20 protein-coding genes and 3 riboswitches are annotated in these 21181 nt (G+C 47.9%); of the genes, 2 read left to right on the top strand and 18 right to left on the bottom strand.

Going from position 1 to position 21181, the window contains the following annotated elements:
• Positions 1-2: 2 nt before the first annotated feature.
• The 5 genes from purB to F6X55_RS14195 all read right to left on the bottom strand — a co-directional run bounded on the left by purB (position 3) and on the right by F6X55_RS14195 (position 4123).
• A complete protein-coding gene (purB, locus tag F6X55_RS14215) occupies positions 3-1295 on the bottom strand; it encodes an adenylosuccinate lyase (protein ID WP_153464324.1) in 1293 nt (430 codons plus the stop codon).
• Between the two features lie 62 nt (positions 1296-1357).
• Positions 1358-2485: a 5-(carboxyamino)imidazole ribonucleotide synthase gene (purK, locus tag F6X55_RS14210; RefSeq protein WP_153464322.1), complete on the bottom strand. Its 1128-nt coding sequence runs from the start codon at positions 2483-2485 to the stop codon at positions 1358-1360.
• On the bottom strand, positions 2472-2963 hold the full coding sequence (gene purE / locus F6X55_RS14205) for a 5-(carboxyamino)imidazole ribonucleotide mutase (RefSeq protein ID WP_026569213.1): 492 nt from the start codon (positions 2961-2963) through the stop codon (positions 2472-2474). The genes purK and purE overlap by 14 nt, the downstream gene beginning before the upstream one ends.
• 163 nt (positions 2964-3126) lie before the next feature.
• A riboswitch (purine riboswitch) is annotated at positions 3127-3226 on the bottom strand.
• 110 nt (positions 3227-3336) lie between these two features.
• On the bottom strand, positions 3337-3585 hold the full coding sequence (locus F6X55_RS14200; RefSeq protein ID WP_153464320.1) for an NETI motif-containing protein: 249 nt from the start codon (positions 3583-3585) through the stop codon (positions 3337-3339).
• Complete coding sequence (locus F6X55_RS14195; RefSeq protein WP_026770831.1) at positions 3530-4123, bottom strand: DUF2179 domain-containing protein; 594 nt, start codon at positions 4121-4123, stop codon at positions 3530-3532. The genes F6X55_RS14200 and F6X55_RS14195 overlap by 56 nt, the downstream gene beginning before the upstream one ends.
• Positions 4124-4237: 114 nt before the next feature.
• Here F6X55_RS14195 and F6X55_RS14190 point away from each other — a divergent pair, with 114 nt between their 5' ends.
• Positions 4238-4669, top strand: a complete 432-nt coding sequence (locus F6X55_RS14190) for an Hsp20/alpha crystallin family protein (protein WP_026569210.1) — start codon at positions 4238-4240, stop codon at positions 4667-4669.
• A 716-nt stretch (positions 4670-5385) separates the two neighbouring features.
• Here F6X55_RS14190 and F6X55_RS14185 read toward each other — a convergent pair.
• The 5 genes from F6X55_RS14185 to F6X55_RS14165 form a co-directional block, all read right to left on the bottom strand.
• Complete coding sequence (locus F6X55_RS14185; RefSeq protein WP_026569209.1) at positions 5386-6720, bottom strand: NCS2 family permease; 1335 nt, start codon at positions 6718-6720, stop codon at positions 5386-5388.
• A 139-nt stretch (positions 6721-6859) separates the two neighbouring features.
• A riboswitch (purine riboswitch) is annotated at positions 6860-6961 on the bottom strand.
• 105 nt (positions 6962-7066) lie between these two features.
• A complete protein-coding gene (gene guaA / locus F6X55_RS14180) occupies positions 7067-8611 on the bottom strand; it encodes a glutamine-hydrolyzing GMP synthase (protein WP_153464318.1) in 1545 nt (514 codons plus the stop codon).
• A 157-nt stretch (positions 8612-8768) separates the two neighbouring features.
• Positions 8769-8870, bottom strand: a riboswitch (purine riboswitch).
• A gap of 63 nt (positions 8871-8933) precedes the next feature.
• Positions 8934-11141, bottom strand: a complete 2208-nt coding sequence (locus F6X55_RS14175; protein WP_153464316.1) for a transglutaminase TgpA family protein — start codon at positions 11139-11141, stop codon at positions 8934-8936.
• A complete protein-coding gene (locus F6X55_RS14170; protein WP_026569205.1) occupies positions 11141-12406 on the bottom strand; it encodes a DUF58 domain-containing protein in 1266 nt (421 codons plus the stop codon). The genes F6X55_RS14175 and F6X55_RS14170 overlap by 1 nt, the downstream gene beginning before the upstream one ends.
• Positions 12406-13368: an AAA family ATPase gene (locus F6X55_RS14165; protein ID WP_153464314.1), complete on the bottom strand. Its 963-nt coding sequence runs from the start codon at positions 13366-13368 to the stop codon at positions 12406-12408. The genes F6X55_RS14170 and F6X55_RS14165 overlap by 1 nt, the downstream gene beginning before the upstream one ends.
• 263 nt (positions 13369-13631) lie before the next feature.
• Between F6X55_RS14165 and F6X55_RS14160 the strand changes: the two genes are divergently transcribed.
• The gene (locus tag F6X55_RS14160) at positions 13632-13994 is read left to right on the top strand and encodes a spore coat protein (protein WP_237648680.1); all 363 of its coding nucleotides are present in this window, start codon (positions 13632-13634) and stop codon (positions 13992-13994) included.
• A 129-nt stretch (positions 13995-14123) separates the two neighbouring features.
• On the opposite strand, the gene F6X55_RS14155 is transcribed toward F6X55_RS14160, so the two are convergent.
• The 8 genes from F6X55_RS14155 to F6X55_RS14120 form a co-directional block, all read right to left on the bottom strand.
• A complete protein-coding gene (locus F6X55_RS14155) occupies positions 14124-14309 on the bottom strand; it encodes a hypothetical protein (RefSeq protein WP_026569204.1) in 186 nt (61 codons plus the stop codon).
• Between the two features lie 168 nt (positions 14310-14477).
• Complete coding sequence (locus F6X55_RS14150; RefSeq protein WP_153464312.1) at positions 14478-15530, bottom strand: galactitol-1-phosphate 5-dehydrogenase; 1053 nt, start codon at positions 15528-15530, stop codon at positions 14478-14480.
• Positions 15487-15711, bottom strand: coding sequence for a hypothetical protein (locus tag F6X55_RS20095; protein WP_035426504.1), 225 nt, complete (start codon positions 15709-15711; stop codon positions 15487-15489). The genes F6X55_RS14150 and F6X55_RS20095 overlap by 44 nt, the downstream gene beginning before the upstream one ends.
• A 44-nt stretch (positions 15712-15755) precedes the next feature.
• On the bottom strand, positions 15756-16787 hold the full coding sequence (locus F6X55_RS14140; RefSeq protein WP_153464310.1) for a zinc-binding dehydrogenase: 1032 nt from the start codon (positions 16785-16787) through the stop codon (positions 15756-15758).
• A 24-nt stretch (positions 16788-16811) separates the two neighbouring features.
• Positions 16812-18077 (bottom strand): galactitol-specific PTS transporter subunit IIC, encoded by a 1266-nt coding sequence (locus F6X55_RS14135; protein WP_026569201.1) that lies wholly within the window; start codon positions 18075-18077, stop codon positions 16812-16814.
• A gap of 90 nt (positions 18078-18167) precedes the next feature.
• Entirely contained in the window at positions 18168-18452 is a 285-nt protein-coding gene (locus F6X55_RS14130; protein WP_026569200.1) for a PTS sugar transporter subunit IIB, read from the bottom strand.
• A complete protein-coding gene (locus F6X55_RS14125) occupies positions 18431-18937 on the bottom strand; it encodes a PTS sugar transporter subunit IIA (RefSeq protein WP_026569199.1) in 507 nt (168 codons plus the stop codon). The genes F6X55_RS14130 and F6X55_RS14125 overlap by 22 nt, the downstream gene beginning before the upstream one ends.
• A complete protein-coding gene (locus F6X55_RS14120) occupies positions 18934-21012 on the bottom strand; it encodes a BglG family transcription antiterminator (protein WP_153464308.1) in 2079 nt (692 codons plus the stop codon). Before F6X55_RS14120 ends, F6X55_RS14125 begins: the two co-directional genes overlap by 4 nt.
• Positions 21013-21181: the final 169 nt, after the last annotated feature.

The following is a 21181-nucleotide window of genomic DNA, read 5'->3' as shown; positions in this document are numbered from 1 at the left end:
GCTTAAAGTCCGATACGTTCAAAAATACCATCCACATTTTTCAAATGATACGTATAGTCGAAACAATCGGCTATTTCTCCTTCAGTCAACAAGCTGGTGATTTTGGATTCCTGTTCCACCAGGCTGCGGAACGGAGTGCCTTTTTCCCAAGCCTTCATCGCATTTGGCTGGACCAGATCATACGCTTCCTCACGACTCATGCCTTTATCGATCAACGCCAGCAGCACTCTTTGGGAAAAAATAACGCCATAGGTTTTATCGATGTTGGCCTTCATGTTTTCCGGGAATACTGTCAGGTTTTTGACTATGTTCGCAAAACGGTTCAGCATGTAATCCAAGGCTATCGTGGCGTCCGGAAGGATAATCCGCTCAGCTGATGAGTGGGAAATATCCCGTTCATGCCAAAGTGCAACATTCTCGTATGCTGTCACCATATGCCCGCGCAGCACACGGGCCATACCGGTCATGTTTTCCGAACCGATCGGGTTACGTTTATGCGGCATCGCCGAGGAACCTTTTTGCCCTTTCGCGAAAAATTCCTCTACCTCGCGTGTTTCGGTTTTTTGCAGGTTGCGGATTTCCACGGCAAACTTTTCAATCGAAGTGGCCACCAACGATAGTGTCGATACATAATGCGCATGCCGATCACGCTGCAAAGTCTGGGTTGATACAGGTGCAGGAGTGAGTCCTAGTTTTTCACACACGTATTTTTCCACAAACGGATCAATGTTGGCATAAGTACCGACAGCACCGGAAAGCTTTCCGGTCTCGATTGTCTTCGCCGCAGCATCGAATCGCTCCAAGTTCCGTTTCATCTCTTCGTGCCAAAGCGCCATTTTCAATCCGAATGTTGTCGGTTCGGCATGGACACCATGTGTGCGCCCCATCATGACTGTATGTTTATGTTCCTGGGCTTTGACTGCCAAAATATCGATGAACCGCTGAATGTCACTGCGTAAAATGTCATTGGCCTGTTTCAACAAATACGATAAGGCGGTATCGACAACGTCGGTAGAAGTCAGCCCGTAATGGACCCATTTACGTTCTTCCCCCAGCGATTCAGATACGGCTCTTGTAAAGGCAACCACATCATGGCGTGTTTCCTGTTCGATTTCCAAAATCCGTTTGACATCGAAAGAAGCGTCGGCCCTCAGCTTTTCCACATCCTGTTTCGGAATGACACCAAGCTCGCTCCAAGCCTCGCAGGCGAGAATTTCCACTTCCAACCATGCCTTGTATTTATTTTCATCAGTCCAAATTGCTCCCATTTCTTCTCTTGTATATCGATTAATCATAAGCTACCTCCTGAATGTTTACGATGCCGTGACTGGCTAATATGTTTAGTATTCGTCAAATCCTACTGACGAATCACTGTTCCTTCTTCCAGCTTGTTCACTAATTCTTCCAAGTGCCTGCCGACAAACGTGACGTGCCCCATTTTCCGGTTCGGCTTGACACCTTTTTTTCCATAAATATGCAGGTGTCCATCAGCGAAGGAGTCCATGTTGTCAAGACAGGCTGTCATTTCATCGCCAAGCAGGTTCATCATGACCGCTGCTCCGTGAAAAAACACCGGTACAAGCGGTAAACCGCAAACCGCACGGACATGCTGTTCGAACTGCGACACGTTGCACGCTTCGATTGTATAATGACCCGAATTGTGCGGTCTCGGCGCCATTTCATTGATCAGCACCTGCTCTCCTGCAACGAACATTTCGATTGCAAATGTACCCACAACAGAAAGACTTTCAGCAGCAGTACGTGCAGCAACCAGCGCTTTGTCACGAACTGTCTCCGACACCGTCGCCGGGGCTATCGTTTTATGGAGAATATGGTTTTTGTGCTCGTTTTCCGCAACAGGAAAAAAGGTGATTTCCCCTGTTATCGAGCGTGTGAAAACGACCGAGATTTCTTTTTCGAAAGGAATCCATTCTTCCAGGATGCAACGGCCGCTATCCAAGATGAACTGCCCGGCCTCTGCCAGATCCTCTTCCGTCCTTGCTATCATCTGGCCTTTGCCGTCATAACCGCCGCGGCAGGTCTTCAATACGAAGGGCAATCCAACTTTTGCCACAGCTTCAGCCAATTTACGTTCATCCTCAAGGATTGCAAAAACAGGCACCTGCAGGCCGCTGTCCACCAAACGGCGTTTTTCCGTTTCCCGATCCTGAGTTACCTGCAGCAATTCGGCTCCCTGAGGCAGTACCCTTTCCTTTTCCAGATATCGCGCTGCATCTAAATCTACGTTTTCAAATTCGTACGTCACCACGTCACTGATTTCCGCCAATTGTTTGATGGCTTCCATGTCGTCATAGGCTGCGACGATATGATGATCGCTCACCTGAGCGGCCGGACAATCTGGCGTGGGATCCAGAATGGCAATCCTGTATCCCATGTGTTTGGCTGTCGTCGTCATCATCCTTCCCAGCTGACCGCCTCCCAAAATTCCGATCGTGCTGCCAGGTAAAACGTTATTTGTCTGCAAGCTGATCCCTCATTTCCGCAACTTGTTTTCGTTGTTCTGCTTGAAAAGCTTCCAGTCTGCCGGCAGTTTGTTCATCAAAAGTGCCGATAATTTGTGCGGCAAGCAGTCCGGCATTTTTAGCGCCCGCTTTGCCGATTGCCACAGTGGCGACTGGCACACCGCCAGGCATTTGCACGATAGACAACAGAGAGTCCATACCGTCTAACGCCTTCGTCTGTACCGGAACGCCGATGACCGGCAGGGTGGTTTTTGCCGCTACCATGCCAGGAAGATGAGCAGCACCGCCGGCACCGGCAATGATGACTCGCAAGCCTTTTTCCCTCGCGGATTCCGCATAGGCGAACATGTCATCCGGCGTCCGATGGGCCGAAATGACCTGTTTCTCATAGCTGATCTCCAGTTCTTCCAGCATGCTGCAAGTGTGCTCCATCGTCTCCCAGTCCGAAATACTACCCATGATAACCCCTACTTTTGCCATAGCAGACTCTCCCCATTTCTTATTTTTTATGTATCGCCGGCTCTTTAGCGAATGTAAAAATGAAAATGCCCATTCATCTCCTCCTCGCTTTCATGAGAGAAGATGAATGGGCACACGTCTACCGTATATATGCATCCATAGAACCACCACATACTGAGTACGCGGGGGTTACATCCTCCCTCATAGTCCGTCATTTACGGTGACGGGTAGAGACTATCGGGCCCTATTCCCAAAATTATATGAGGTATGGTAAATTCAGCTGATTATGCTTGATGCGGCTCCAAAGTCCGCCCTTGTTTGCGAATGCATATCTATGATAACAAGCTTTATAAAAATGGTCAACAAAAATCGAACAATTCTTAACCAGATAATTTTATTGTTCGTGTTTTACTGGGACAGCTTCAAATATAACCGTCCGATCTACCGGCTGGTAGCTGGTTTCTCCTTTCTCGTTGACCTCTTCGAATATCGGTTCCTCTGTCCTCTTGATCGGAGTAAACCCTTCTTTGGCAATCCGGTCCAGGCACTGATCGATGGTTTCACCCTCCAACAGTTCAAACCTTCGCTTACTGTTCGTTTTGCTGGATGGTTTCCTGCTGCTTTTGCTCTTCTTTTTTGCCACTTTTGATCCGTCCTCTCCTGACTTGTTTCACCCAGAATCCGCCATAGATTTGCTTCGGTTCGTATGCGATGATAAAAGCTTTGGAATCGATCAAACGAATCGTTTCGTAAAGCTGGAGTTCGTATTTACGGGGTGTAAGAATTTGCATGGCGAGCCGGTCGCCGTCCATGCCGTAGGCGTACCAGCTGGTGACACCGTAACCTTTGTCGCGCAGCTGCTTCGTAAATTCGATTTCCGGATCGGATGAGATAACATTGACAGTAATATAACCTAATGCGAGTTTCTCTTCAATCATCGAACCGACGACAACGCCGATTCCGAAACCAAGTGCATAGGCGATGATATTTTCGATTTGATCCAGGTTGTCGAGCACCAAACCCAGCCCTAACACATAAATGGTGATCTCAAACATGCTGACAATCGCCGCTATATATCTTCTGCCCTTCAAGGTCAGAATCATACGAATCGTGGAAAAAGAAACATAAACAATATTGATAATCAAAATGATGGATACCATGATGATTGCATTATCGAGCATTAAATTCCTCCTAAAACATTACTGAAAAACACGGGGCATTCACCCATCTTTGTTTCATGCATACAATATATCGCATTTTAATTGGCTAAAACAACTAAAAAAGGGGGAAATGCTGTGGATCCATTTAAAAACATGGGAGATTGGAAGCGGAATATGGATCACTTTTTCGGCGATAGCTTCTGGAACGAGTTTGAAGGTGTTTTGAAACCAACTCTGCCACAGGTGAATTTGTATCAAAAGGAAAAGGAAATTGTCTGTATCGCCAGCCTTCCGGGAGTAAGTGATTTGAAAAACATTGATATATTCGTCAACCATGCCACTTTGGAAATCCGGGGCAGTATCGATATGAAGGAAGCGGAAGGTCAAGTCGTCCGTGAAGAGATCCTGCACGGCCATTTCGAACGTAAAATCGACTTACCCTTTCCTGTACGCAGGGAAAAAGTGGACGCCTCCTACCAACGTGGCTTACTGGTGATCCGGCTGCATCGTTTGATGAAAAATGACAACAAGAAAACACGTTTAGAGATTGTCGACATGGAGGATTAGCAGGATGGATGAAAGAAAGGAGTGTTTTCGAGTAATACAACACCCTTGTGTTGTAACAGCCATTCCTCTCCCTTGCTTATTGAATATGAGCGCTAATACACCGGTATGAAAATAATGAAAAAAAGAGTTTGGACAAATATCACAGCGGCCAAAGCAAAAACCGAACGATGATTCGAATTTTACATATTCGAACTCGTTCGGTCTTTCTTTGCCGGTTTCATATAAACTGTGAATTAAATGTAAGGGGAAGTTCCATTGCCTATTCAAAAATAGTGTTAAGCCCCGCTTCGGTAGCATACTACGCTTTCCGCGGGCACGGCTTCAGCTAACTTGGTAAAGAAAACCGCTTTACCAAGTGGATCTTCAGCTCGCGCTGTTCCCGCTGGAGTCTGCGTATGCTACCTGCGCTAAGAAGTATGCTGATTATCGCAAAAAACCGCTAGTACACTTGTTCATAAACAGGAAACTGTCGCCAGCGTAGGAAATACCCGGAGACTCCAGCGGGAGGAAAGGCCTCGGTGAGATCCCGCAGAGCGTCAGCTCGAGGAAGCTCACCAGCCGCCCGCGGAAAGCGCAGGGTATTTCCGCAGCGTTGGACTACACTTTTCCAGAGACTGAAGAAAACAGCTTACTGCGCAGTTTCTATCCACTGCGCAATCAGTAAAATGTGGAATTATTTCTGTTAAGAATCTATATTATCCTCCAACCACTTTTCATTAGCTTAAGAAAATAAAGTACAGGATGAAAATTACAAACAACAGATACATAACCGGATTGATTTCTTTCGCTTTCCCTTTTACCAGCATCGTGATGGGGTAAAAGACAAAACCGATGGCGATTCCGGTAGCGATGCTGTAGGTCAGCGGCATCATGATGATCGTCAGGAACGCCGGCACGGCAATTTCAAAGCTGCCCCACTCAATGTCTCTCAATGTAGAACACATCAGGACACCGACGATGATCAAGGCTGGCGCAGTCACTGCAGAAGTCACAATACTCAAAAGCGGCGAGAAGAAAAGTGCAAGCAAGAAGAAAGCGGCTGTTACCACCGAAGTGAAGCCTGTTTTTCCTCCCGCACTGACGCCGGTTGTCGACTCGACATAAGAAGTCGTCGTCGATGTGCCAAGCGTCGCTCCGACGACTGTTGCAGCGGAGTCCGAGAACAATGCTTTTCCTGCACGCGGCAATTTGTTATCCTTCATAAGACCTGCTTTGGTCGCAACAGCCACCAGTGTTCCAGCCGTATCAAAAAAGTCGACGAACAAAAACGTCAGGATGACGACTAGCATTTGAATGGTAAAGATATCACCGAAATGGGCAAAAGCCTGTCCGAAAGTCGGAGCAAGACTCGGAGCCGGCCCGACAATATCACCTGTGCTTGATGGCGGATCGATCAATCCAACAACCATACCGGCAATAGCGGTGATAATCATGCCATAAAATACGCCGCCCTTCACATTCGATGCGAGCAGGATAACGGTCACGACCACCCCAAACACCGCCAAAAGTGTATTCGGATCGGTCAAATCACCAAGTGCTACCATTGTGTCCGGGTCACCGATCACGATACCCGAATTTTGAAAGCCGATAAAAGCGATGAATAAGCCAATTCCGGCTCCAACCGCCATTTTAAGATTGCCTGGAATCGCGTTGATGATTTTTTCCCGCAACCCTGTCAATGTCAAGACGATAAAAATCAAACCGGACGCCATTACGCCTGCCAACGCTGTTTCCCACGGAATTCCATAGCCAAGGATGACCGTGTATGCAAAGAAGGCATTCAAGCCCATTCCCGGCGCGAGTGCGATCGGGTACTTGGCAAACACTCCCATAATCAGAGTCCCGACAGCTGCGGCCAGCGCGGTGGCGGTAAATACGGCTCCCTGGTCGATTCGCGTAACGCCTTCCGGCAGTTCCTCAACGCCCACTAGCGCCAACGTTGCCGGATTGACAAACAAAATATAAGCCATCGCCAAAAAAGTGGTCAGCCCGGCGATGAACTCCGTCCGATAATTGGTACCAAGTTCCTCAAACCGAAAATATTTTTTCATTCTCTATTCCTCCCCATTCCATCGCAATAGACTCTTTTCAAATTTACTAAAACAAATAATTGCGGATCCAAACAAAAAAGCGCTCCTGGTCTAAACCAAGAGCGCTACCGGACACACACGTATGGGAATCGACAAAAAATCATCTGTCAATCACCAGCGTAGTCAGACCATTTACGGTAGTCCGGTAGAAACTCATGGGCCATATCCCCAAAATTATACGACGGTTGTTTCAATCAATATTCATTTTAAAATTACATTCCTATCATACTAACGTCCTATCCGTTAGTCAAGACATTTTACGAATGTTTTATTGTAAAATGAAATCATCGTTCGGGTTTTGCCAGTTTTATTCCCACTCAATCGTAGCAGGCGGCTTGCTGGTCACATCATACACTACGCGATTGATATGGTCGACTTCATTGACGATCCGGGTCGAGATTTTCTCGAGTACGTCCCATGGAATCCTCGCCCAGTCCGAAGTCATGCCATCGATCGAAGTGACCGCACGGATGCCGATCGTATAATCATAAGTCCTTGCATCACCCATGACCCCTACGCTCCGGATATCCGGAAGCACAGTGAAGTATTGCCAAATATCTCTTTCCAGTCCGGCCAGCTTCACTTCTTCTCGTAAAATTGCATCGGATTCCCGGACGATTTCCACCTTCTCTTCCGTAATCTCACCAAGTACCCGGATGCCAAGTCCCGGTCCCGGGAAAGGCTGACGCCAGACGATTTCTTCCGGTACACCAAGCTCGATGCCCAGTTCCCTTACTTCGTCTTTGAACAGGGTGTTAAGCGGCTCGAGCAGCTCGAACTGCATGTTTTCCGGCAGTCCGCCTACATTGTGGTGGGATTTAATCGTTTGGGCGGTTTCCGTTCCACTCTCCACTATGTCGGTGTACAGGGTCCCTTGCGCCAGGTAATCAATATCCTTCAATTTATCCGCCTCGTCATCAAAGACGTAAATAAATTCATTGCCGATGATTTTCCGTTTCTGCTCCGGATCTGCCACTCCGCGCAATTTGCTTAAAAACCGCTCCTGAGCGTCGACGCGGATGATGTTCATATGGAATCCGTCCCGGAATGTTTCCATGACCATGTCGCCTTCATTTTTACGCAGCAATCCGTGGTCTACGAAGATACAGGTTAGCTGGTCGCCGATTGCCTTATGAATCAATGCCGCCACTACAGAAGAATCCACACCGCCGCTAAGTGCACAGAGGACTTTTTTGTCTCCGACTTTGGCACGGATTTTTTCCACTTCCTGATCGATGAAGTTTTCCATTGTCCAATCACCGCTTGCCTGACAGACATCGAAAACAAACTGTTTCAACAAATTATTGCCATACTCCGTATTCCTTACTTCCGGATGGAATTGAACGCCGTACAGCTGCTTGTCCGTGTTGCTGATGGCTGCAACCGGTGTTGAATGACTGGTCGCGTCGATTGTGAAACCTTCTGCCGGCTCGATCACTTTATCGCCATGACTCATCCAAACCGTCTGCTTGGCCGGAGTGCCATTGAACAAAATCGGACTGCCGGACAAATCGATGTCCGCTTTTCCATACTCTCTTTCTTTCGCTCTTTCGACATGACCTCCAAAGTGCAGGGTCATCAGCTGCATGCCATAGCAGATTCCCAGAATCGGGATTCCCAGTTCAAAAATTTCTTTATCACAACGAAAGCTGTTCTCATCGTAGACACTGTGCGGTCCACCTGAGAGGATGATCCCTTTCGGATTCATCCGTTTGATTGTTTCAGCCGTCAAGCGATGCGAATGCAATTCACTATATACGCCGAATTCTCTTATTCTTCTGGTGATCAACTGATTGTACTGACTGCCAAAATCAAGGACCAATATCATTTCATTGTTTTCCAACCCATCCATCTCCTTAGCTCTGCAAATTGATTGCTGTCATTTTCCTGTAGCAGCTGCCGGTTTTATCGTTAGAAACCGATAATCCCTCTATACAAAACGCAAAAAAATAGATTTCCGCCTTCCCGTCTCGAGGAAGGCAGAAATCTATACGGCACAGCCTGAAACAGCTGGTGATTTCCACCTTCATAGTCAGAGCGTTTACGGTGCTCCGGTAGAGACTCTCGAACCTTATTATCGAGGATATATGAAGTGTTGATTCCTTTGTTTTCCAGTCCTGACTAGTCAGGCCCGTTTGAATTGTTACTATTCTATCAGCGCTGCAGACAGCTGGTCAAGACAATGCCCGTTTAATTAAGTTTTCCCACAATTCAGTAATATCCCCCCATTGGGCCGAATCTGTTTCATTCCGATAAAGCATCCGTTCGTACTGATGTGTGAGCCGTACCATATCCTGCGATTCAAAACGCTTATCGACCTGGAAGGCATACTCTCTCAAAGTCTGGCCTTCCTGACGGCCCATGCCTTTATGGGTCAGCAGCTTCAACAGGAACAGATAGGCTTCCTGGTAAACTTGCGGAGTTTGCTGGTGATGAAACTTCCTGCGTACCCAGGCCGACATCCAGTGGTACCGGGTAAGATAGATGATCACGGCTGCTCCAACCAGCACCGCTGCAACCACGGCAACTGTCCAATTCCACCCATCCGTGAACTGGACATTGGCGTCACCCTCTGCAGCTGACTCATCCTCATCCGCCCCCACTTCTTGTTGGTTGCCGGGACGTTCCTGCTCTTCCTGTTCAGCAGCTTCATCGGTATCCGGGCTGTCCTCCTCCTGGTTGACATCCCGGTAAAAATCAACCGGATTGCTGAAGCCTTGGGTGGGTTCGAATGGCACCCAGCCTACTTCCGGAAAGTACACTTCAACCCAGGAATGCGCATTCGAGTTGGTTACTTTATAGTTATTCAGGCCTTCGATGCTGTCGTCCGAAGCCGACGCCAATTCTCCGCCTGTAAAACCTTTCACCCAGCGTGCGGGAATGCCGAGTGTACGGAGCATTACCGTCATCGACGTCGAATAGTTATCACAGTAACCTGCCTTTGTTTCAAATAAAAACTGATCGACATAGTCTTGGTTGCGGCCCGGCACTGCCACATCCTCTGTCTGATAAACGAAGCCGTTGCGGTTGAAATACTGTTCGACCGCTTTTACCTGATCATATCTCGTCTCTTCTTCAGAAACGATTTGACCGGCAAGATTTCCGACTCTGTCTGGCAGGTCTTCCGGAAGCTGAAGGTAATCATCCTTAATTGCTTGCGGGTCCTCGTCCCCCGCCTCCGACAAGAGATCGATCGAATAGGATGGCTTGTCGTAGGAAATCTGGTATTGATCGACAATTCCCTGCTCTTCCGGTGCTTCTACGGCAATCGAACCGAACTGATCGTCGACGAGATAGTTGACACCTTCCTCCCCTTCCACCTGCTTGATTCCATATGGATAAACAAGCTTAGAGAAAAAGGCATTGGATTGAAAAGTGACGATTCCTTGAAGCGACTCTGTTTCCACGGTGCTTTCAATTGTATCGAAATCTATCGATCCATCGCTGGTCAGGTTATATTCCGGTTCCGTCGATCGCTCCCACCCCTTGCCGGTGTAGATATCCTTCGTTTCAATCCGCCAGTAATGTTTTTCTTCGACTTGTGCCTGAAAGACAAGCGAGTCGTCCTGGACAAAGGAACCTCCGAGACGGGAATCGTCCTCGCCATAACCTACCTTTTGCACCCCGCCGGTACCTTCTTCTCCGAAACCGGCATCCGGTGAAGTACTGGTCAAATATGGAACCGGGTCAGGCCACTGCGGGTCCAATTTAGGGGCCGCAAAGCCGACGAGACTTGAAAAGGCGATCACTGCAGCCAATGGCAGTACCCAGGCGGAGACCCGTTTTAGCCCAGTAAAGGTCACTGCCTCCCTGCCCAATTCTTTATAAAAATTCGAGACACCAAGTGCAATCAGCGACACGATAAAGGCACGGACAATGGGAGTGTTTGCCTCATAGGCAGTAAATGTATCGAGCACTGTCAAGTAGATAAAAGTGAGCAGTACAAACAAGAATATTCTTTTTGAAATAACAAACCAGTAATACATTAAATAGCTCATCAGCCATAATAAAATCAAAAACAGCAGGCTGCGGAACAACGGTGTGATTTCCGTCCAATTCTGTCTGGAAATCATCTCGAAATTATATTGCAGGTGCAAGTATAGTAAATAAAACCAGCCTTTTGAAAACATGGTTTCCGAGATAAACAACCCATCCAGCACAAACAATAACCCGCCCAATTTCAACGGCACCGACAGCCACCATTTCATATTCAGCACCGATATGATAAAACAAAATCCGGTGTATAGCACAAAAGCGGAAAGGCTCCCTGTATCCGTCAACGTTTCCAAGGGACGCAGCCATTCCCAAAGCAAGAAGAAACCGCACAGATAGATGCTCATACGGAAAACGAGCTGGCGTTTACTGCTCGAAAACAATGCCATCAGCTGCTCACCTCCAGCTTCTGCTGCACCAGCTGTTCTTCAGTCAGAACATTCACTGATGCGCCTCCAACAGATAATTGATGAATCATCCTTTTATCTTCCTCCGTAATTTTTGCAGAAGGTTTGATCAAAAAGACGATGATTTTTTTGCTTTTGCGCTTAAGGCGTTCCATTGCTTCAATAGTGGCTTGGTCGAGCTGATTGGTTACAACCATGGCGATCAGTCCTTGCGGGATATTGCGTATTTCCTGATCAAGCAGCCTGGAAAACGGCATATTGCCGCCAGGCTGTACCCTTGCGAGATAGTTCTGAATCAATACATTTTTTGCCGGATCTTCTTGCAAAGGGAAAAACACGCGCTCTTCCCCCAGCCCGATGAACGTCATTTGCGAAGCTTTCCGTTTCAACGTTTTCAACAGGGAAGCAGTCAATTCGACACTTCCTTCGAAGGCGATTTGGTCCTGAGCAGGAAAGGAAATGGCATCAAGAATCAGCATAATGTTCGAACTCTTTTCCTGCTCGAATTCCTTGGTCATGACCGTGTCTTTACGGGCAGTCGTTTTCCAATCAATCCAGGAAAAACGATCTCCCGGCATATATTCCCTTACGCCTGTGACAACGTTGGTGTTCTTGGCATTGACATTGTAGGAAGCAGACGCCCCTTCCTCGAAACTGTTCACTTTTTCGCGAAAAACAATATCGCGTTCCGATGGATATGCAAGCAGATAACTGGGAGTGGGATATACATATTCTTTTTTGATAAACCCGAAGAAATCACCGGTTTTGACACGGAAGGCACCGAGGTGATGCTCCCCGCGCGGCACGTTGTCCAAGGTATAACGATAGGTCCATTTCCGCTTGAACCATGGAAAGGACACGCGTTTCACGACCCTACGTTTCGCCAGTGCATCTGTCTTGCTCATACGCTGGAATTTCGACCGACTGGTATCTTCTTTTTGCAGGCTTGCGGGAAAGTATTCCTCGACAATGCAGTAATAAAGCGGAAAAGCGAAGCGCCGGCTCAGCTCCACTTCGACTGAAAGGTGATCGGAAGCCTGGATAATATGTTTGGACAAACGGCGCTTAACCGTCCAATTGGAAATTGGATAGATGAGCAACAAGAACATGTAGACAATGATCGGCAGAAAGCTGTAAAACAAAAACCAGCTGACGAAGCCCCCCTGGAACATGGCATAGGCAAAAAAGGTGCCGAATAACAGCAAGACGAAAAAAAACTTAAAGCCCATGGAAAACGAGCGTTTCATCAACTATATTCCTTTCGCACAGGGATCGAGGCATTGCTGAGCAGCTCCTCGATGATCATTTCTGCCGTTATGCCTTCAAACTTTGCCTCCGAAGTCAAAATGATCCGGTGGGCCAATACGAACGGCGCCAAATATTTCACATCATCCGGCAGCACGTAATCGCGGTCATGAATATAAGCATATGCCTTGGCCGCTTTCATCAGGGCAATAGACCCACGGGGACTGACCCCTAAATAAGCTCCCCGATGCTCTCTTGTTCCTGTAACGATATCGATGATATAGCGCTGGACGTTCTGGTCCATATATACTTCCTTGACTTCCCGTTGTATCGTGACCAATTCCTCTTTGTCGATCACGGCCTCGATGTCGTTAATGGGATGGGTTTTCGATGTTTTTTCCAACATTTGCAGTTCTTCCTGTGCAGTTGGATAGCCCATTTTCAGCTTGAGCAGGAACCGGTCAAGTTGTGCTTCCGGCAGCGGGTATGTCCCCTCATACTCAATCGGATTCTGGGTGGCCATGACAAAGAAAGGATGTTTCAGCTCGATTGTATTGCCATCGACCGTGACGCTGTTTTCTTCCATCCCTTCCAGCAAAGCAGATTGTGTTTTCGGAGAGGTCCGGTTGATTTCATCTGCCAGGACGATGTTGCCGAGAATCGGCCCGCCTCGAAATTCAAATTCCAACTCTTTCGGATTGTATATCGAAACTCCGGTCACATCGGATGGAAGCAAATCCGGAGTAAACTGTATTCTTTTAAAATCGCAATCTAGTGATTTGGCCAAAGTCCGGACTAACATGGTTTTTCCCACACCCGGAACGTCCTCCAGAAGGACATGTCCTTCGGCCAATAAAGCGACAAGGCTCAGTGTTGCGGGTTCATCTTTTCCTACGATTACTTGGTTGATATTTCTAAGTACCTTACTAATCTTGGAGTTGTACAAAAAAGCGTGCTGGGTCATAAAGATACATACTCCTTCCAAATTTTTTATGTGCAGGTTGTACACATATTCCCTATAATAACTATACTACATTCGGACTAGAGGCGTCCAAGCTGCAACAGCAGGAAAAGAAGGAAATAACCGGATTTTTCTGAAAAAACAACCGTTCTTGGCAAAAATGTTGGCCGTCACCTGGATAAACGCCTAATTCCTTTCAGGATAAGCTCATTCTGGGCACCGGCACAATAAGATAATGATGAATCCAGAAAAGAAGGTGATTGAGTTTGTTCCATGAAGAAGAAATGAGGCAGTTTTCACCATTCGGCTATGCAGGGGGAGGCAGCTTTCCCGGCTACAACCAAGGGTATTCCTATCCAGGCTTCGGAAGCGGCTATGGCGGGCATGGGTACCAGCCACATTACGGCGGCCAGCCATGGCAGCATTACCCTGGATCCCCTCACGGCGGTCCCAACTGGAATTATCCCGGACACGGGCATGGATATCCCGGCCAAGGCTTTCCTGGATACGGTTTTCCTGGCCAGGGCGGTTACCCAGGATATGGAGGAGGATTTCCCGGTCAAGGCTACAACCCATACGGACAGCAACCCTTCAACTATGATTACGAGGATTACAACGACTTCGACTAAAACAAGGGGAGAATCGAAGGGACTGACCCCCACCACTCTACCACTGCACCGCGCTGACACGGTGGGGGTCAGTCCCCGCAAAAAGAAGCACCCTGTACAGGGTGCTTCTTTCATATATCTATAGGGCTTCTAGAAAAGGTTCTGGGCTTGCGGTGAATGAGCATTGCCGCCCTGGCCTGTGATGCCGGACATCATTGGCATCGACTGCTGGATTGTTTTGCCCAGCCCCTGTCCTTTCGTCATGCTGTAGTAAGCTGCGGCACCGATTCCTACTGAGGCAATCAGCGGAATCCACATACCTCGTTGCTTGTCCATGAGCTGTTCACCCCCTAGATGGTCGTTCCTTGTTACTTTTCCTCTTCCCATCCTTTTTGATACAAGGAAGTATCAAGGCAAGCAGTCCATAATTTGGAGATTGTTATTCTGATAAATCCAGCAATGGCTGGTGACACTAGCTTTGAAATCATTTTTCCTGGAAGGCATCTATTCCTTATCCGGGTAAAAAAGCACCTTAGCGGCTTGCTCTTCACGGTTCACGAGTTTTTGAAACATACCCGGCCCTTCTTCCAGCTGCAAGCGATGTGAAATCATCGGTTCGGCCTGGATTGCACCGCTGCTCATATAGTGGATAGCCGACGTCCATTCCTTTCCCGGAAAAGGTGCAGACACGGCATTCCAGGAACCGAGTACCCGCAGTTCATTGCGGACGATTTTTTCAAAATAATCCCGCTCCAGTGTAACATCGGCGTAGGGAATCCCGAGGAAAACCACTTCTCCGCCTTTCCGAGGCAATGCCAGCACCTGGGCAGAAGTTGCGGGGGATCCGGCAGATTCCACCGCCAGATCGACACCTCGCCCGCCAGTTTGTTCCATGATTTGTTCGTCAGCTGGCTGGACCAATGGATTGACCGTCACATCGGCCCCCAACTCCCTGGCGATTTCCAGCTTTTGATCGTCGACATCGATAGCATATACTTTTCGGGCACCGAATATCCTTGCCCATTGGATCGCCAACAGGCCGATGTTGCCCGCTCCCATCACCGCTACTTCCGCCCCGGGCCGGACATCTGTACGGTAAAACCCGTGGGCTACGACTGAAGCCGGTTCAACAAGAGCCGCTGTGTCATAGTCCACATTGTCAGGAAGCCGCATGACATGCCCGGCAGGAAGCTTCACAAATTCTGCATAGGCTCCTGGATGGCGGGCACCGATGACAGACAGTTGAGCACAGCGGGCCGGTTCGCCACGGCGACAGCTTTCACATTCTCCACATGCGTACGCCGGACAGGCAGCAACTCTGTCGCCTGTTTTTATTTCGGTGACAGCTTCCCCGGTTTCCACGACCTCTCCCGAAAATTCATGGCCGAATGTCATCCCTTTTACATAGGGACCTAGCTTTTGATAGCGGGAGATATCTGATCCGCAAATACCCGCTGCTTTAACCTTTATGATGACCTCTTTTCCATCTTCTATGACAGGTTCCGGAGATTGTTCACAGCGGATGTCCTTCACCCCGTAAAGATTGAGTGCTTTCATCCTCCCCCTCCTTTCTATCCTTCCCCGCGCGTTTAGCTGCGAGCCGGGTTGTTCTTAGGAAAAACAGCCGATAAACCGCTGCTCCGACTATGAGTGCATTGAACAAAGTTTGGTGCTGAAAATAAAAGGTACTGATCATACGGAAATTGCCAAGCATCAAATCCAAAAATCCATCAACCATTTTCCCACCCCTTTTTAGTATGTCTGGTGCAACGACGCTTTGGTTCACCCAACCGGTTTGAGAAGCACTTTTATCGCTTCCCCGCTTTTTATCGCTTGATAAGCTTTATCCCATTCCGTAATCGGAAATTCATGGGTGACCAGTGCAGCCGCATCCACCTTTCCTTCTTCCATCAGAGCCAGACTGGGCTCCCAGTCCGAATGCTTTTGACTCCTCGTCCCCAATACACGGATTTCTTTTTGGATGATTTTCTCCAGGTCGAACGGGATCTCCGGCTTCGAAAACAATCCGACCTGGACATATTGCCCTTTCTTCCGCAGCAAATCCAACCCTTGTTTTGCTGCAGGGGCAGCCCCTGAGCATTCCATCACTATATCTGCTCCATAGCCATCCGTTAGGTGGTCCACCAACTGTTTCAAATCCTCGTGCTGAATATTCACCACATGATCGATTCCGATTTCCGCCGCTTTATCCAGACGGATCTGATCTTGATCAAGGCCGGTAATAATGACAACGGCACCGCGGCTTTTAGCAACCTGTGCAGTCAAAAGACCAATCGGTCCAGGCCCAAGGACGACGACAAGGTCACCTGGATGGATAACGGATTTTTCTATGGCATGATACGTGCAGGCCAAAGGTTCTGTCATGGCAGCAGCTTGAAAATCAACATTTTCCGGTAAAAGATGCACACTTTCTTTCCGGGCAATCAAATATTCGGCAAAACCGCCATCCTGCTGGGTACCTAGCCCTTTGCGATTGCTACAGAGATTATAATCTCCGGTCTGACAGTAGGCACACTCGCCGCAGATCTGGAAAGTCGTTTCAGAAGTGACTCGATCACCGACCTTGAACTCCGAAACATTTTCGCCGGTTTCCACCACCATACCGGAAAATTCATGCCCCAGTGTCACGGGAACTGCCACGCGATAGTTGCCTTCATACGTATGAATGTCGGACCCGCAGATACCGGCACATTTTACTTGAATCTTCACTTGGTCTTTCCCCGGCGTCGGCTCCGGACGTTCCTGAATCTCCAGGTGACCGAAACCGGGTGCTGTTTTGACTAATGACTTCATCTAGCGATTGCTCCTCCCTTTTCATCAGTTGAATATTTCGAAAACTCTCCAGATAACCCAATTGATTAAGTTGCCGCCTTGGTCGATACTGGAAATCCTTGTCGACTTTTCGGCTATATCCATTTCCAGATCAGCGTTGGCACCCATCTCGGTGAACACTGGTGCAATATCTGTCGCCATGTACAGCGACAGTGCGATCATCACTGTCCCTACGATGACGGAATGGATGATATTACCCCGGGCGGCCCCTACGATGAAAGCGACCACGAACGGAATGGTAGCCAGATCGCCGAAAGGCAGCAAGGCATTTCCCGGTAAAATGACTGCGAGGATGACGGTTATCGGCACCAGGATCAAAGCTGTTGCAATAACTGAAGGATGACCGAGCAATACTGCAGCATCGAGGCCAATGTTGATTTCGCGGTTGCCGAAATGTTTGTTGAGCCATTCACGTGCCGACTCCGACACTGGCATCAGGCCTTCCATTAAAATTTTGACCATCCTAGGCATCAAGACCATGACAGCCGCCATCGCCATGCCGATATCAATGATGTCACCGACTCCGTATCCTGCCAAAGCGCCGATGATCGCTCCTAAAGCCAACCCGATAAAAATCGACTCCCCGAAAATCCCAAAACGTTTTTGAATCGTATCCGGATCGGCGTTCAAGTCTTTGATGACTGGTATTTTCTGCAGTAATTTCACCAGCCAGATTCCCGGCGCATAGGAAACCGTACTTCCTGTTGCAATGGCCACCCCGGGCAAATCATAAAAGTCCCTTACCATCGGCGCTGTCCAATCGGCAATTTTGAGGGTGATAATTTGAAAAATGACCGCCGCGACAAGCCCTTGGACAATACTACCGGAGATGGAATATACGACTGCACCCATGAAGGTATAATGCCAGAAGTTCCAAATATCCACGTTCATGATTTTGGTCGTTTTCGTCAACAGCATGACGACATTGACAACCAAGCCTACAGGAATGATAAAGGCCGCAACCACAGATGCCCAGGCAATCGACGACGTTGCCGGCCATCCGACATCAATGACATTCAACTCCACACCAAGTCTTTCCACCATCCCCTGGGCAGCCGGTCCTAAGTTGTTGACGAGCAGATCGACGACCAGGAAAATACCGACAAACGCCACCCCGATGGTCAAGCCGGAGCGGAATGCTTTCCCCGGCTTTTGCCCGAAGACCAATCCCAATATAAAAATCGCTACCGGTAAAATGACCGTGGCTCCTAAATCCAGAAATCCTTGTATAAAATCGACAAATCCCTGCACTTTCATCCCCCCTGATTTTCATTTAATGTGAAATAATTCACAAATAGTATTCCATCCATACCCATACGCTCTTCCTACCTCCACTTTTTATTATTTCAGCAGTGCATCGAGTATTTGCTTTTTGGTATCTTCCACTCCGATACCAGTCAAAAAGGAACGAGCCGTAATGACGGGAAAGTCGTAGTCTTTTTGAATGGTCGCTGTTGTCACTAGAAGATCCGCTGTTTCCGCATAGCTGTTCACCTCTGCTATTTTGATTTGTTTGATATCCAAATCAAGCTGATGCTCTTTCGCCATTTCCTCGATTGCATTGTTTACGATCGTCGATGTCGCTATTCCTGCCCCGCACGCCACTAATACTTGTTTTTTTGCCATGTCACTTCTCCTCCTTCATTGATTTCTTCCAATTCTGACTTTACAAGCCTGACAATCTTTGCTTTGTCCTGCTCCTGGGCGATGGTGGTCAACATGGTGTTATGCTGGAAAATGCTCATCAACCGCTGCAACAGATAAAGCTGGGAATGTGTTTCATCCATCGCCAGCATGAACACCACCTTGACCGGCGTCGTTTCTTCGGGATCGCCCATCACGCCGAAAGCCACTTCATTTTTTAAAACGCCGATACTGATCGACTTCTGTTTCACATGCTCGATATCGGTATGGGGAATCGCTACAGAAACGCTGCTGGTCGGAAGCCCTGTTGAAAATTCTTCTTCCCTGGCGACAATCGCGTCGATGAAGCTCTTCCGTACCAGGCCAAGCTTCTGCAAATTTCTCCCCATCCGCACTAGTACGTCTTTATCGTTTTCTGCTTCCAGATTCAAAAGTACGTTCGCTTCTTCAAAATAGAAGTCATTCATGTCTCCACCTCGCTACCTAGTTGTAAATTATATGTGTCGGCATATTGCTGAATCACAGCATGAACAGCGGCAGAGGTATCGGCGTTCATCACCTGGCTGCGCGCTTCTTCCGACCTGGCCAGCTCCATGAGCTGGACCAAGGCTTTCAAATGCTTTTTCTTATCCACAGCTGCTATTACTACAATGATTTGGATCGAGTAATCATCTGTGAAGGGGACTCCCTCCTCCAGTCGGAGCATGCTCATGCCCACTTTCCGGACACCCTGATCAGGTGCGGCATGGGGAATCGCCATATTTGGCGCAAGCACAATATATGGGTCTTTTTCATTCTCCAGCATCGCCTCTACATACCCTTCCGTGACAGTCCCGTTTTCCAGCAAAGGACCGCTGGCAATTCGGACGGCTTCTTCCCAAGAGCTTGCTGCTTGTTTCAGTGTGATTTGTTCCGGAGTCAACAGATCGGCCAGTGCCAGACCATCTTGCCCCTTGCTGCTTCGTTTTATTGCAGCAGTGGGATCTCGGTGGATGTATTGATACAGGGCAGTGGCCAGCTGCTTTTCGTTCCGGATGTCGGCATGGTCGGAAATGACCTCGAGCAAATCATCTACCTCGATGGCCGAGGGGATGACCCCGCTAAGCTCGAGCATCACTTGCTTTTTGAGCCTTTCCTTTTCTTCCAGCTCCATAATCGGGCTGGCAATGAACAGCTTTTTCGTGGTGTTTATCGGAACAGAGGAAAAGACGATATCGTAGTCCAATTGATATTCCTGAAACTCCCTCATCGACAAGGTATCGAGAAAAATAAAGTCCGGAAACAAATTACGAAGCTCGCTGTACATCATCCTGGACACTGATACACCTTTTGGGCAGACAACGATCGCTTTCCATTTTTTGCGGATATCTTCCCCCTGTCTGGTCATCCATCCGCCGATCAGCAGCGTTAAATAACTTGTTTCGCTTTCGGGTATCGGCATTCCGATCAACTCTTCCAGCGGTCCGGTAGATTGTCTTATCAAATGATGCAGTTCTTGGAGCTGCTTGTTCTGTTCATGCAGGTGTTCCGTCATTTCCGTCAGGTGGTATTTAATACGATAATAAGCAGGTTTGACATGCAAAAGGAGTTTGTTGAGCAGCTGTTCCTTATCCTGCAAGGTAATGCATGCCCGTTTTTCAAATATCCGCAGCATTTTTCTGAGCGCACTGATCAGATTGGGAATCGTTTCTTCTGTCAAAAAACCCGACCAGTAAACATTGGTAGACAAGAGAAACAGCGTGATGAACAGTCGCTCTTCCATCGGAATCGGCCCGATATCGGCTAATATTTTTTCCGTGGCCTGATATTGCTTGGTATCCGACAGTTCTTCATATTTGATATAAAAAGAGTTGATCAAGCACCCTTTGTCGATTCTTTTGATGACCAGAGAAAGAATGTACGGCATCGTGGTCAGTTTCTCATCGGTGAATTTCAAGCCAAGCTCTTTTTCCACCCCACCGACTCTTTCTGCAAGTGCCTGGATGTCTTTTTCTCCAATGCCGGTAATACGAAGAAAATGTGTTTTGCCATTGACCATTTCCAGGGTTTTGTTCGTGATGTATGTCAATAAACGCCGGACTTGAAACTCATTTCCTTCCAAAAGATAACCCTGTTTCCGGGAATAGCGGACGGAAAGGGTGAATTTTCCGACAAGCTCCTCTACTAGTTTCAAATCCTGTAATATCGTGTTTTTGCTGACATAAAATTCACTCGTGAAATGGAAAAGAGATAGGTCTTCCCTGCTGACAAGCATCAAAGTTATCAACTGTACACGCTGTTTTTCCGATAAAGCCGGAGCCGACGTTTCGATTACTTCGGAATCCCGGTTGAAGTAAAAGTATACTTCCTGACCGATTAGAAACTGCCCTTGCCGAGTCCGTTCGATGGCAGGCAGTTTGTTCTCCTTGAGCCTGCTGTTGATTTTGCCGAGACTATAGCCAAGCTGCCGACGTGACAAGTTATATTTCTTTTCCAGCTGCTTGCTGGTTGTTCCAGGATAATTCAGTATCTCTTTTAAGATTCGATCACTGCGATCGTCCACACTGCATCACCCCCCTCTTGCTGGTTTCATTGTAGCACGGAAAAAAACAACGTTGTATACGCTTTCAGTTTAGATTGATGAGCAATCATTGTGCAGTATTGTGATTTACTTATCCAGATACCGCCTTGTTACAGTCGTGACAGGCGCTGGTTTAGAATGAGATTTATAA

This window comes from Sediminibacillus terrae, from assembly GCF_009602435.1.
Classification (GTDB): domain Bacteria; phylum Bacillota; class Bacilli; order Bacillales; family Amphibacillaceae; genus Sediminibacillus; species Sediminibacillus terrae.
The sequence above is the reverse complement of the archived record's forward strand: the minus strand, read 5'-3'. Positions and strand labels throughout refer to the sequence as shown.